Annotated in this window: 10 protein-coding genes; 7 read left to right on the top strand and 3 right to left on the bottom strand. The window is 71.8% G+C overall.

What is annotated here, in order from left to right:
• Nucleotides 1–283: 283 nt before the first annotated feature.
• Entirely contained in the window at nt 284–820 is a 537-nt protein-coding gene (locus tag GV126_RS18070; protein ID WP_159667890.1) for a bacterial proteasome activator family protein, read from the top strand.
• Between the two features lie 246 nt (nt 821–1066).
• Here GV126_RS18070 and GV126_RS18075 read toward each other — a convergent pair whose 3' ends face one another.
• Nucleotides 1067–2725: a protein kinase domain-containing protein gene (locus tag GV126_RS18075; RefSeq protein ID WP_159667892.1), complete on the bottom strand. Its 1659-nt coding sequence runs from the start codon at nt 2723–2725 to the stop codon at nt 1067–1069.
• 416 nt (nt 2726–3141) lie between these two features.
• On the opposite strand from GV126_RS18075, the gene GV126_RS18080 reads away from it, so the two are divergent.
• Nucleotides 3142–4818: a protein kinase domain-containing protein gene (locus GV126_RS18080; RefSeq protein WP_159667895.1), complete on the top strand. Its 1677-nt coding sequence runs from the start codon at nt 3142–3144 to the stop codon at nt 4816–4818.
• Nucleotides 4819–4956: 138 nt separating this feature from the next.
• On the opposite strand, the gene GV126_RS18085 is transcribed toward GV126_RS18080, so the two are convergent.
• The gene (locus GV126_RS18085; RefSeq protein ID WP_185947337.1) at nt 4957–5973 is read right to left on the bottom strand and encodes a phosphotransferase enzyme family protein; all 1017 of its coding nucleotides are present in this window, start codon (nt 5971–5973) and stop codon (nt 4957–4959) included.
• 558 nt (nt 5974–6531) lie between these two features.
• Here GV126_RS18085 and pdhA point away from each other — a divergent pair.
• The 3 genes from pdhA to GV126_RS18100 are packed head-to-tail and all read left to right on the top strand — an operon-like array spanning nt 6532 to nt 10225.
• The gene (pdhA, locus tag GV126_RS18090) at nt 6532–7761 is read left to right on the top strand and encodes a pyruvate dehydrogenase (acetyl-transferring) E1 component subunit alpha (RefSeq protein ID WP_159667901.1); all 1230 of its coding nucleotides are present in this window, start codon (nt 6532–6534) and stop codon (nt 7759–7761) included.
• Between the two features lie 2 nt (nt 7762–7763).
• Nucleotides 7764–8744, top strand: a complete 981-nt coding sequence (locus tag GV126_RS18095; RefSeq protein WP_159667904.1) for an alpha-ketoacid dehydrogenase subunit beta — start codon at nt 7764–7766, stop codon at nt 8742–8744.
• 11 nt (nt 8745–8755) lie between these two features.
• Nucleotides 8756–10225 (top strand): dihydrolipoamide acetyltransferase family protein, encoded by a 1470-nt coding sequence (locus GV126_RS18100; RefSeq protein WP_159667907.1) that lies wholly within the window; start codon nt 8756–8758, stop codon nt 10223–10225.
• 67 nt (nt 10226–10292) lie between these two features.
• Here GV126_RS18100 and GV126_RS18105 read toward each other — a convergent pair whose 3' ends face one another.
• Nucleotides 10293–11198, bottom strand: coding sequence for a D-alanyl-D-alanine carboxypeptidase family protein (locus tag GV126_RS18105; RefSeq protein WP_159667910.1), 906 nt, complete (start codon nt 11196–11198; stop codon nt 10293–10295).
• Nucleotides 11199–11406: 208 nt separating this feature from the next.
• Here GV126_RS18105 and GV126_RS18110 point away from each other — a divergent pair, with 208 nt between their 5' ends.
• Together GV126_RS18110 and GV126_RS18115 are read left to right on the top strand one after the other, a co-directional pair.
• Nucleotides 11407–12057 (top strand): GntR family transcriptional regulator, encoded by a 651-nt coding sequence (locus GV126_RS18110; protein ID WP_159667912.1) that lies wholly within the window; start codon nt 11407–11409, stop codon nt 12055–12057.
• Complete coding sequence (locus GV126_RS18115; protein WP_159667915.1) at nt 12054–13370, top strand: MFS transporter; 1317 nt, start codon at nt 12054–12056, stop codon at nt 13368–13370. The genes GV126_RS18110 and GV126_RS18115 overlap by 4 nt, the downstream gene beginning before the upstream one ends.
• The last annotated feature ends 46 nt before the right edge of the window (nt 13371–13416 follow it).

Below are 13416 nucleotides of genomic sequence, written 5' to 3' on the forward strand. Positions count from 1 at the left end.
CGTACGCCGGGACGGAGCCGCCGGGCAGGAGGGCCACTCCCAGCGCGATCAGCACCCCTGTCGCACCAGGGGCGACACGCAGCCGTGGAGTCATCGGGGACCCCCTCACGGTGCCCGGTCAGTGACTCGATGGAACAACCCTCACACGGCGGGTGGCCCCGGGCACTTCGGACTCCGCCGCCGGAGGGAAGCCCTCTCCCGGGTCATCCGCCCGCACGCGGTGGATCACCGTCCGCAGGGGGCACCCAGAAGGGAAAGGGTCGGGTGCGAGAGAATGGGCCGCATGGAGATGCCGAGGAACGAACGGTCGCCGGAGAATCCGCAGATCCTGGTCGTGGGCCAGGACGGCATGGCGCTCGGCGGCGGGGACGACGAGTCCCGTGAGACCCCGGTGACGGAGCAGGTGGAGCAGCCTGCGAAGGTCATGCGCATCGGCAGCATGATCAAGCAGCTTCTCGAAGAGGTGCGCGCCGCTCCTCTGGACGAGGCCAGCCGGGTCCGGCTCAAGGAGATCCACGCCAGCTCGGTGAAGGAGCTGGAGGACGGGCTGGCGCCGGAGCTGGTCGAGGAACTGGAGCGGCTCTCCCTGCCGTTCACCGACGAGCAGACCCCCAGCGACGCGGAACTGCGGATCGCACAGGCCCAGTTGGTCGGCTGGCTGGAGGGCCTCTTCCACGGGATCCAGACGACCCTGTTCGCCCAGCAGATGGCGGCCCGCGCCCAGTTGGAGCAGATGCGCCGCGCGCTGCCGTCGGGCATCGCCCACGACGGCGGCGACGAACACCGCACCGGCGGCCGATCGGGCGGCCCGTACCTGTAGGACACGGGCCCGTGCGGGACGGGTCCGGGACAGGACACCGTGTGGGTGGCGCACAGCGCGCCACCCACACCGCTGCCTGAACCGCTGCCTCGCGCACATCACCGCCTGCCGCCCACCACTGCCTGCCGGCGCGGACGCAGGCGTTCCCCCGGCGGACCGCCCGCCTGCTCCGGAATCGCCCGTCTGCCCGGCGGATCGCGCGCCTGCTCCGATGGGTTGCCCGCCTGCTCCGGCGGGTTGCCCGTCCTACTCCGGCGGGTTGCCCGACGAGATGTCGAACTGGATCTGCGGGGGGTTCTTCGGGTCGAAGTCCGTGTCGGCCGTCGGCGACTGCCGCATGACCGTGCCCTCACCGTAGGTGTTCTCGTCCACGGACCGCTTGGAGTAGGTCCATCCCGCGGCCTGCAGGCAGGCGAGCACCGAGTCCCAGTTCTTGAAGGTGAAGTCGGGCATCTGCACCATCTTGGGGTCGTTGAGCGACTCCTGCGGCTCGGTGCACTCCGACTTGTCGATGGTCTTCGACGGGTCCGGGCCGCGGTAGCCCGCCCGGTGGCCGGACGCCGACACGCTGGGGCTGCCGGTGCCCGATCCGCCCTTGGCGTCGTCCCCGCTGCCCCCGCTCATCAGCAGCGCGGTGATCAGACCGCCGACCGCGACGACGGCGACCACGGCCGACCCGATGACCACCGCCTTGCTGCTCCTGCCGCCCCCCGCGGAGCCGGAGGCCCCCGAGGCGGCGGGCGGTGGGGAGGGGACGTGGTACGCCGGTGCCTGCGGCGCCTGCTGCGGCGCGTACGCCGAGGGGCCCGGGTAGCCGCTCTGGTGCGGGTAGCCGTACGCCGGCGCGGGCGCCGACGGCGGCGGGGTGCCGTACGGCTGCTGCTGTGCCGGCGGGGCCGGCTGGTACGGCGTCTGCACGTGGCCCACGGGCGGCGGGGTGGCCTCGACCGGCGGGAAGACCGCGGAGCCCACGCCCGCGCCGCTCGGCGTCTGGGCACCCGGGACGATGCTGGGCGGGGCCGGCTGGAAGGAGGCGGCCACGCGCAGGCACTCGTCGCGCATGGCCACGGCGTTCGGGAAGCGTTCGTTGGGGTTCTTCTTCAGCGCGCGGGCGACCAGCGCGTCCACCGCCGGGGGCAGGGAGCGGTTGATCGAGGAGGGCGCCACCGGCTCCTCCTGCACATGCGCGTAGGCGATGGCCAGCGGCGAGTCCGCGTCGAACGGCAGCCGCCCGGTGACGAGCTGGAACAGCATGATGCCGACCGAGTACAGGTCGGAGCGCGCGTCCACGCCGCGGCCGAGGGCCTGCTCCGGGGAGAGGTACTGGGGGGTGCCGACCACCATGCCGGTCTGGGTCATCGACGTGACACCGGACTGCATGGCGCGGGCGATGCCGAAGTCCATGACCTTGACCACGCCGCGCTTGGTCATCATCACGTTGCCCGGCTTGATGTCGCGGTGGACCAGGCCCATCTCGTGGCTGATCTCCAGCGCCGCCAGCACGTCAGCAGTGATCTTCAGGGCCTTGTCGGCGGGCATCGCGCCGTACTGCTGGATGTCCGCCTCGAGCACCGAGCCCAGCGGGCGGCCCTCGATGTACTCCATGACGATGTACGGCGTGGTCATGCCGTCCACGTCGTCCTCGCCGGTGTCGAAGACCGAGACGATGTTGGTGTGCGTGAGCTTCGCCACGGCCTGGGCCTCGCGGCGGAACCGCTCGCGGAAGGCCTGCTCCCGGCCCAGCTCGGTGTGGAGGGTCTTGATCGCGACCTGCCGGTCGAGCACGGAGTCGTAGGCGAGGTGCACCGAGGCCATGCCGCCCTGGCCGAGCACGTCGCGCAGCTGGTAGCGGCCACCGGCCAGCGCCCGCCCCGCGAACCGGCCCTGTGCGCCGTCCTGGCTCATCTTCTGCGTCCCCCATAGGCGCGCGCCGGGCCAGCGGCTGCGGTGCGGCTGCTGGGCTCGGGCGATCGGCTGTCCGTCGACCGGTTGCGGGACCGGACCTGACCTGACCGCCTGTCCGGATCTCGTTGATCGAATGTGTTATTCCCGGCCAAGTCTGCCCGAGGGCACTGACACGTCAAGTTCGGTGCCCGTTCCGTGACCGTACGCGAAGGAAGCGTCGCGGAAGCGTTACAGCGGTCGTACGGCCGGTACACGGAATTTGCACGGGGACGGCCGCAGGAGGTTTGATGACCGGTCCCGTCCTGGACCGGTTCCCGCAGTGAAGCTGGACCGGCGGCTCGCTCGGAACCTGTAGCGTGGCCGACGGAGACCGTAACAACACCGCACACCGCGGGCACACATGACGGCGAGGACTGATGGCACAGACGCAGCGCGCCCAGGGCCCGTCCGATCCCGAGGCGTCCGGCGGCGGCACGTCGGACGCGCCGGAGACATGGGGCAACGGCGGCCTGGTCGGGGACGGCCGGTACCGGCTGACCCACCGGCTCGGGCGGGGCGGCATGGCCGAGGTGTTCGCCGCCGAGGACGTGCGTCTGGGCCGGACGGTGGCGGTCAAGCTGCTGCGCGCCGACCTGGCCGAGGACCCTGTCTCCAAGGCCCGCTTCACGCGCGAGGCCCAGTCCGTGGCCGGCCTCAACCACCACGCGATCGTCGCCGTGTACGACTCCGGCGAGGACGTCGTCGGCGGCCAGTCCGTGCCGTACATCGTGATGGAGCTGGTCGAGGGCCGCACCATCCGCGACCTGCTGCTCAACGCCGAGGCGCCGGGCCCCGAGCAGGCGCTGATCATCGTCTCCGGTGTGCTGGAGGCCCTCGCCTACTCCCACCAGCACGGCATCGTGCACCGCGACATCAAGCCGGCCAACGTCATCATCACCGACAACGGCGCGGTGAAGGTGATGGACTTCGGCATCGCCCGCGCCCTGCACGGGGCGTCCACGACGATGACGCAGACCGGCATGGTCATGGGCACCCCGCAGTACCTCTCCCCGGAGCAGGCGCTCGGCAAGGCCGTCGACCACCGTTCCGACCTGTACGCGACCGGCTGCCTGCTGTACGAACTGCTCGCGCTGCGCCCGCCGTTCGTCGGCGAGACCCCGCTGTCGGTGGTCTACCAGCACGTCCAGGACCCGCCGGTGCCGCCGTCCCAGATCGCTGACGGCTCCTGCCCGCCGGAGCTGGACGGCCTGGTCATGCGCTCGCTCGCCAAGGAGCCCGACGACCGCTTCCAGACCGCCGAGGAGATGCGCGGCCTGGTGCAGTACGCCCTGCAGATGCTCTACGAGCAGGGCGGCCACACCGGCACCTGGAGCACCGGCCCGGTGGAGACGCACGACGGCCGCGGCACGGCGGCGGCCGGCTTCACGGGCACCACCGTCATGCCGCATCCCGGAGCCACCGGTTCCGCATCGGGCACCCAGCAGATCCCGCAGCCGATCCTGCCCGCCGGGTACGGCAACGGCGACGACGGCGGCTTCGAGGGCCACGGCAACCGTGGCGGCGGCCGCGGCAAGCTGTGGATCCTCGCCGTGCTCGCGGTCGTCGCCATCGCCGCGGGCGTGGCGCTGGCCCTGCACAACACCAGCGACGGCGACGGCGGCGGCACCAAGACCACCCAGTCGCCGACGAGCACCCACTCCACCAAGGACGAACAGCCCAGTTCCAGCCCGAGCGACCAGTCGTCGAGCGAGCCGTCGGACACGGACACGGACAACGGCAGCGGGTCGAGCGGTGGCTCGGGCTGGGGCTGGACGCCGTCGCAGCGGCCGTCGTGGACGCCGTCCGACTCGGCGACGGACCAGCAGTCCAACCCGCCGACCACCGAGCAGCCGCCGACTCCCTCGACGCAGCCCTCCTCGCCGGACACGAGCGGGGGCGGCAGCGGCGACGGCGGCGGGGACAACGGCGGTGCCAATGCCGGTACGGGCACCAGTGGCGACGGCGGCACGGGCACGAACGACGGTGGCAGCGGCAACGGCGGCTCGGACACGGGCAGCGTCACCGGGCCCCTCAACGGCGGCACGACCGGCTGATCACCCTCCCCGCGCGCGTGCGGGCCGATGAGGCTCCCCGCGCGCGGTCGGCCCGTCGAGCCACCACGCGCGCGTGCGGCCCGTCACGCCACCCCGCGCGCGTGCCGCACCGGAGGGCCGTGCCCCCGCCCGGAGCGATCAGTCCGCGAACGCCCCGCACACCGCCTCGTACTCCCGTGTCCACCACACCACGAGCGCCGAGGCGGCCGGGAACTGCGGATCCGCGCGCCGGTCGCCGCGCTCGTAGTGCCAGCGCAGCATCCAGAAATCGTTCAGACGTTCCCACCACACGCGGTGCACGGCCGCGGCGAGTTCGGAGGGCGTGACGCCGGCCGCCCGCCGGTACGCACGCGCGTACGCCTTGATCTTCGGCAGGTCCAGGGTGCCCGCGGGCCGTACGAAGAAGATCGCGGCGGCGCGTACGGCCTCCTCCGCGCGCGGCTGGACCCCGAGCCGGTCCCAGTCGACGATCGCGGCGGGGGAGTCCCCCTTGTACAGCAGGTTGAACGGGTGGAAGTCGCCGTGCACCCAGCCCACCGGGCCACCGGGCGGAGGACGCCGGTCGGCGTGCTGCTCCAGCAGCGTGCGCCGCTCCAGCAGCCGGTGGCGGGCCAGCGCGTCGAACGCGTCGAAGGGGCGGTGGCGCCGGACCTGCCCCAGCAGATCGTCGATCAGGGAGAAGGTGTCGGCCGGATCGGCGCTCTCGACCGGATGGGGGCTCGTGGCGGGCCGGGTGCGCGCCTTGGGCGGCATGACGCGCTCCAGGCAGGCGTGCACGGCGCCCAGCAGCGCTCCCAGGCGGGCGCACTGGCCGGTGGTGAGCTGGCCGCCGTGGCGGTGCCGGCCGTCGATCCAGGGGTACAGCGCGTAGGCGTGGCCGCCGACGACGGCGACGGTGCGTCCGTCGAGGCCGGGCAGCGCGGGTGCCACCGGGACGCCCAGGTCGGCCAGGCGCTGGGTGGCCCGGTGGCGGCGGGCGATGGCCGCGGGGTCGGCGGTGTCCGGGTCGAAGTGGTGCTTGAGGAAGTACCGGCCGCGCGTGGTGCACAGCCGGTAGCCGCGGTTGAGCAGTCCCTGGTCGACCGGCTCGCACGTGAGGGCGGACCCGGCGGCGTACTGGCGCAACAAGGCCCTCAAAGGGGGCGCATGGGGCACAGGGGGTGGTACACATGAGCGCGGCACGCGGCAGATGCTAGGGCACGGAACAGGGCCGTGAGCTGGGGCTTGTCACACACAGTCGGCAGTGGTCGCTTTCGGTCACGGCAGGTCGCCGGGCGAGGGCGCGCGGACCCCGCGGACACGGCTCGCCGACCCTCGGCCGGCCTCACCCGTCAAGACCAGTTCCGGCCGCTCGCGAACCCCTTCCCGAGGCAGGGGGGACCGGGATACCGTGCCGGTGTTCCGGCCCCCCGCAGGGCTGTGACCAGCGGCTGCACCGATCGACCGGCGAAGTAGTTGGACGTCCGAGCGAAAATACTTGGAAATCCAAGGAAACACGCAGGTCAGGAGGGGTTTCCCAGAAATGTGCAGCACTGGGTAACGTGGCTGCTGCAGGGCGCTCGCCGGGGCACCTGTCACGCCTGTTCCCGGCCGAGTGGCACCCACCCCGTGCCCGGTGGTCGAGAAGAGGTGAGCCTCCCCCACGCTCCAACGAGCAGGGGGATTCCCAGGCCTACCGGCAACCCCGGGGGCCGGACCGACGGAGGAGCACACGTGACCGTGGAGAGGACTGCCGCGCGTACACCGCGACGCAGCGCCGGGAGCAAGGCCGGGACGACCGGCACCAAGGCAGCCGGCACCACCGGTACCAAGCGCACCACCCGCACGACCACCAAGAAGGGCTCCGGCACGGCGAGCGCCGCCGACCCTCAGTTGGTGCAGCTGCTGACCCCGGAGGGGCAGCGCGTCAAGAACGCCGAGTACGACCGCTACGTCGCCGGCATCACCCCGGAAGAGCTGCGCGGCCTGTACCGCGACATGGTGCTCACGCGCCGCTTCGACGCCGAGGCCACCGCCCTGCAGCGCCAGGGCGAGCTGGGCCTGTGGGCCTCGCTGCTGGGCCAGGAGGCCGCCCAGATCGGCTCCGGCCGGGCCCTGAACGACGACGACTACGTCTTCCCCACCTACCGCGAGCACGGCGTCGCCTGGTGCCGCGGGGTGGACCCGACGAACCTGCTCGGCATGTTCCGCGGTGTGAACAACGGCGGCTGGGACCCGAACAGCAACAACTTCCACCTGTACACGATCGTCATCGGCTCCCAGACGCTGCACGCCACCGGCTACGCCATGGGCGTCGCCAAGGACGGCGCCGACTCCGCGGTCATCGCCTACTTCGGTGACGGCGCCTCCAGCCAGGGCGACGTGGCGGAGTCGTTCACCTTCTCCGCGGTCTACAACGCCCCGGTCGTCTTCTTCTGCCAGAACAACCAGTGGGCGATCTCCGAGCCGACCGAGAAGCAGACCCGCGTGCCGCTCTACCAGCGCGCGCAGGGCTACGGCTTCCCGGGCGTGCGCGTCGACGGCAACGACGTCCTGGCCTGCCTCGCCGTGACCAAGTGGGCCCTGGAGCGCGCCCGCGCCGGCGAGGGCCCCACCCTGGTCGAGGCGTACACGTACCGCATGGGCGCCCACACCACCTCCGACGACCCCACCCGCTACCGGGGCGACGAGGAGCGCCTGGCCTGGGAGGCGAAGGACCCGATCCTGCGCCTTCGCCGCCACCTGGAGGCCGCACACCACGCGGACGAGGGATTCTTCGCGGAACTCGAGGCGGAGAGCGAAGCGTTGGGCAAACGAGTACGCGAAGCGGTCCGCGCCATGCCCGACCCGGACCACTTCGCCATCTTCGAGAACGTGTACGCGGACGGGCACGCGCTCGTCGACGAGGAGCGCGCCCAGTTCGCCGCCTACCAGGCGTCGTTCGCGGACGCAGAGGGGGTCTGAGCATGGCTGCGGAGAAGATGGCCCTGGCCAAGGCGATCAACGAGTCGCTGCGCCGCGCCCTGGACGCGGACCCCAAGGTCCTGATCATGGGTGAGGACGTCGGCAAGCTGGGCGGCGTGTTCCGGGTGACGGACGGCCTGCAGAAGGACTTCGGCGACAGCCGCGTCATCGACACCCCGCTCGCCGAGTCCGGCATCGTCGGCACGGCGATCGGCCTCGCGCTGCGCGGCTACCGCCCGGTGGTCGAGATCCAGTTCGACGGTTTCGTCTTCCCGGCGTACGACCAGATCGTCACGCAGCTGGCGAAGATGCACGCCCGCTCCCTGGGCAAGGTCAAGCTGCCGGTCGTCGTCCGCATCCCCTACGGCGGCGGCATCGGCGCGGTGGAGCACCACTCGGAGTCGCCGGAGGCCCTGTTCGCCCACGTGGCGGGCCTGAAGATCGTCTCTCCCTCCAACGCCTCGGACGCCTACTGGATGATGCAGCAGGCCATCCAGAGCGACGACCCGGTGATCTACTTCGAGCCCAAGCGGCGCTACTGGGACAAGGGCGAGGTCGACTTCGAGGCCATCCCCGCCCCGCTGCACAAGGCCCAGGTCGTCCGCGAGGGCACCGACGTGACCCTGGCGGCCTACGGCCCGATGGTGAAGCTGTGCCACGAGGTGGCCGCCGCGGCCGCCGAGGAGGGCAAGTCCCTGGAGGTCCTGGACCTGCGGTCGGTCTCCCCGATCGACTTCGACTCCGTGCAGGCCTCGGTGGAGAAGACCGGCCGCCTGGTCGTGGTGCACGAGGCCCCGGTGTTCTTCGGCTCCGGCGCGGAGATCGCCGCCCGGATCACCGAGCGCTGCTTCTACCACCTGGAGGCGCCGGTCCTGCGGGTCGGCGGCTACCACGCGCCGTATCCGCCGGCGCGCCTGGAGGAGGCCTACCTGCCGGACCTGGATCGCGTGCTCGACGCCGTCGACCGCTCGCTGGCGTACTGAGGGAGAGGTTCGTGACGACGATGACCGAAGCGTCCGTGGCATCGGTGCGCGAGTTCAAGATGCCGGATGTCGGTGAGGGCCTGACCGAGGCCGAGATCCTCAAGTGGTACGTCCAGCCGGGGGACACCGTCACCGACGGCCAGGTGGTCTGCGAGGTCGAGACCGCCAAGGCCGCCGTGGAACTGCCGATCCCCTACGACGGCGTGGTCCGCGAGCTGCACTTCCCCGAGGGCACCACGGTGGACGTGGGCACGCCCATCATCGCGGTGGAGGTGGCGGGCGGCGCCCCGGCCGAGGTCCCGGCGCAGGCCCCGGCCGCCGAGCCGGAGCCGGCCGGGCAGGCCGAGGAGCCGAAGCCGCAGGGCCGCCAGCCGGTCCTGGTGGGCTACGGCGTGTCCACATCGGCCACCAAGCGCCGTCCCCGCAAGGGCGCCGCGGCCGAGCCCGAGCAGGCCGGCACGGCCCTCCAGACGGAACTGAACGGCCACGCCGCGCAGCCCGCGCCCGCCGTCGTCACCGATGCCGTCGGCACGGGCCGGCCGCTGGCCAAGCCGCCGGTGCGCAAGCTGGCCAAGGACCTGGGCGTGGACCTGGCGACGGTGGTCCCGTCCGGCCCGGACGGCATCATCACGCGCGAGGACGTGCACGCGGCGGTGGCGGCGAGGACGGCCGCCCCCGCAGCGCAGCCGGCCCAGGCACCCGTCGCCCCCGCACCCGCCGCCCCGGCGGCGGCCACCCCGGCACCCGCCGTCCCCGCGCCCGCCGTGACCTACGACGGCGCGCGCGAGACCCGCGTCCCCGTCAAGGGCGTGCGCAAGGCGACGGCGGCGGCGATGGTCGGCTCGGCGTTCACGGCCCCGCACGTCACGGAGTTCGTGACGGTGGACGTGACGCGCACGATGAAGCTCGTCGAGGAGCTGAAGCAGGACAAGGAGTTCCAGGGGCTGCGGGTGAACCCGCTGCTGCTGATCGCCAAGGCCCTGCTGGTCGCCGTCAAGCGCAACCCCGACATCAACGCGTCCTGGGACGAGGCCAACCAGGAGATCGTGCTCAAGCACTACGTCAACCTGGGCATCGCCGCCGCCACACCGCGCGGCCTGATCGTGCCGAACATCAAGGACGCCCACGCCAAGACGCTCCCGCAGCTCGCGGAGGCCCTCGGTGAGCTGGTGACCACCGCCCGCGAGGGCAGGACGTCCCCCGCCGCGATGCAGGGCGGCACGATCACCATCACCAACGTCGGCGTCTTCGGCGTCGACACGGGCACGCCGATCCTCAACCCCGGCGAGTCGGCGATCCTCGCGGTCGGCGCGATCAAGCTCCAGCCGTGGGTCCACAAGGGCAAGGTGAAGCCCCGCCAGGTCACCACCCTGGCGCTGAGCTTCGACCACCGCCTGGTCGACGGCGAACTGGGCTCCAAGGTCCTGGCGGACGTGGCCGCCATCCTGGAACAGCCCAAGCGGCTGATCACCTGGGCCTGAGCGCCGCAGACACCACCGAAGGGCCTGCCACCGCGCGGTGGCAGGCCCTTCGCTGTGTCGCTCGGCGTCAGCCCAGGCGGGCGAAGCCGTAGTTGAGGATCTTGGTGGCGTCGGTGGCGCGCTGGTTGACGGACGAGGAGGCCAGGACCGTGCCGATGACGGTCTTGGTGCCGCGGGTGGCGGCGAAGACCAGGCAGTACTTGGCCTGCGGGCCCGAGCCGGTCTTCACGCCGATGGCGCCCTTGTAGCTGCCGAGCAGCGTGTTGGTGTTCGTCCAGGTGCCCATCGTGCGGACGCTGCCGGTCTTGGTGATGGTCTTGGCCTGGTACGACTTCGTCTTGACGATCGTGCGGAAGACGGAGTTCTTCATCGCGCTGCTGGCGATCTTCGTCAGGTCGCGCGGCGTCGAGTAGTTGTTGCCGTTGCCGATGCCGTCGAACGAGTCGAAGTGCGTGTTCTTCAGGCCGAGGCTCTTGGCGGCGCTGTTCATCTTGCCGATGAAGCTCTTCACGCGCGCGTCCCGCGTCGTGCCGGAGCCGAACTTGTCGGCCAGCGCGTAGGCGGCGTCACAGCCCGAGGGCAGCATCAGGCCGTACAGCAGCTGGCGGACCGTCACCTTGTCACCCACGATCAGGTGGGCCTGGGAGGCGTTGTTCTTCACGACGTAGTCGCTGTACGCCTTCTGGATGGTGACCTTGGCGTCGAGGTTGAGCTTGGGCTGGGCGAGCACCACCTTCGCCGTCATGATCTTGGTGGTGGAGCCGGTGGACAGTCGCGTGTCCGCGCTCTTCGTGAACAGCGTGGAGCTGTTCGCGTTGTTCATCGCGTAACCGCCCTTGGCCACGATGGACGGCGCGGTGACGGCCTGCGCCGGAACCGCGGTGAGGGCTCCGGTGGCGAGCACCGCACCGGCGGTCAAGGAGACGGCGGTGGCTCTGCGGAGGCGACGGGTGGCCTGGATGCCGGTTTTCAAGTGAGATACCCCGATTATGTCGAATGCCCCTATGGTGCGGCCGAGTTGAGTACCCACGTGGAGTGCCCACAGAGTGGGGCCGCACCTGTGTGACTCGTCATTAGCACAGTTGGTTGTGCCGGTGCGGGGGTGAATTCTCCGCCCGATCGGGACGTCCGCATGGTGGACGCGTCACGCTATGCGTACGTGTTGTATCTATCCTGTGGGCATGAGCCTGGCCGTGAAGCAGCCCCCCGCCGCCGACCGCGTGTACGCGCACGTCAAACAAGCCGTCCTGGACCGCCGTTACGAAGGCGGCACCCTGCTGACCGAGGGCGAACTGGCGGAGGCCGTCGGCGTCTCCCGCACGCCGGTGCGAGAGGCGCTGCTGCGGCTGGAGGTCGAGGGGCTGCTCAAGCTCTACCCGAAGAAGGGAGCGCTCGTCCTGCCGGTCTCCGCCCAGGAGATCGCCGACGTCGTCGAGACCCGGCAGCTGGTGGAGGAACACGCGGCGAGAAAGGCCGTCCCCGCCCCGCCCGGGCTCATCCAGCGGCTGGAGGAACTGCTGGAGCGGCAGAAGCAGCAGGCCGCCGCCGGCGACCTGGCCGGGGCCGCCGTCTCCGACCGCTGCTTCCACGCCGAGATCGTGCGCGCCGCGGGCAACGAGATCCTCTCCCGCCTCTACGACCAGCTGCGCGACCGGCAGTTGCGCATGGGCGTGGCCGTCATGCACGCCCACCCCGACCGGATCGCCAAGACCCTGACCGAACACGAGGAGATCCTGAACGCCCTGCGCACCGGGGACGCCGACGCCGCCGTCGGCATCGTCCACCGGCACGTCAGCTGGTTCTCGAACCTGGCCCGAGGTGAGGTGCGATGAGGTCCGCTTCCGGCTCCACGGCGTCCGTCTCCCTGCCCGGCGATCCCCCCGGCGGCCGCCGGGCCGTCGTCGTGTGGGGCATCGGCGTCGCCGTCTACTTCGTCGCCGTCATCTTCCGCACATCGCTGGGCGTCGCCGGCCTCGACGCGGCCGACCGCTTCCACGTGGGCGCCTCCGCACTGTCCACCTTCTCGATCCTGCAACTGCTCGTCTACGCGGGCATGCAGATACCCGTCGGCCTGCTGGTCGACCGGCTCGGCACCAAGAAGGTGCTGGGCCTGGGCGCCGTGCTCTTCACGGCGGGCCAGATCGGCTTCGCCTTCTCCCCGTCGTACGGCACCGCGCTGCTCTCCCGCGCGCTGCTCGGCTGCGGGGACGCCATGACGTTCATCAGCGTGCTGCGGCTGGGCAGCCGGTGGTTCCCCGCGCGGCGCGGGCCGCTGGTGGCCCAGCTGGCCGGCCTGGTCGGCATGGCGGGGAACCTGGTCTCCACGCTGGTGCTGGCCCGGCTGCTGCACTCGGTGGGCTGGACGGCGGCCTTCGCGGGCAGCGCGCTGGCCGGTGCGGTGGTGTTCGTCCTGCTGCTGCTCTTCCTGAAGGACCACCCCGAGGGGCACGAGCCCGCGCCGCTGCCGCACCAGGGCGCCGCGTACGTGCGCCGGCAGATCGCCGCGGCCTGGCGGGAGCCGGGGACCCGACTCGGCATGTGGGTGCACTTCACCACCCAGTTCCCGGCGATGGTGTTCCTGCTGCTGTGGGGGATGCCGTTCCTGGTGCAGGCGCAGGGCCTGTCCCGGGGGACGGCCGGGGACCTGCTCACGCTCGTCGTGCTGTCCAACATGGCCGTCGGCCTCGTCTACGGGCAGATCGTCGCCCGCCACCACACGGCCCGGCTGCCGCTCGCCCTGGGCACGGTCACGGCGACCGCGGGCATGTGGGCGGCGACGCTCGCGTGGCCCGGACAGCGGGCGCCGATGTGGCTGCTGGTGGTGTTGTGCGTGGTGCTCGGCGCCTGCGGCCCGGCCTCGATGATCGGCTTCGACTTCGCGCGCCCGGCGAACCCGGCGGAACGTCAGGGCACCGCCTCCGGCATCACCAACATGGGCGGTTTCATCGCCTCGATGACGACGCTGTTCGCGATCGGGGTGCTGCTGGACGCGACCGGGGACGACTACCGGGCCGCCTTCTGCGCCGTGTTCGTCCTCCAGGCGCTCGGCATCAGCCAGATCCTGCGCCTGCGCAGGCGGGCGGCGCGCAGGGAGCGGGAGCGGCTGGTGGCGAGCCGGGTGGAGACGGTCCACGTGCCGGCGTAGCCGGACGCCGTCGGCCCGCTCGGTCGCCCCAGGCCGGGCCCCTGCC

The sequence above is a fragment of the Streptomyces mexicanus genome (assembly GCF_902506575.1).
Classification (GTDB): Bacteria; Actinomycetota; Actinomycetes; order Streptomycetales; family Streptomycetaceae; genus Streptomyces; species Streptomyces mexicanus.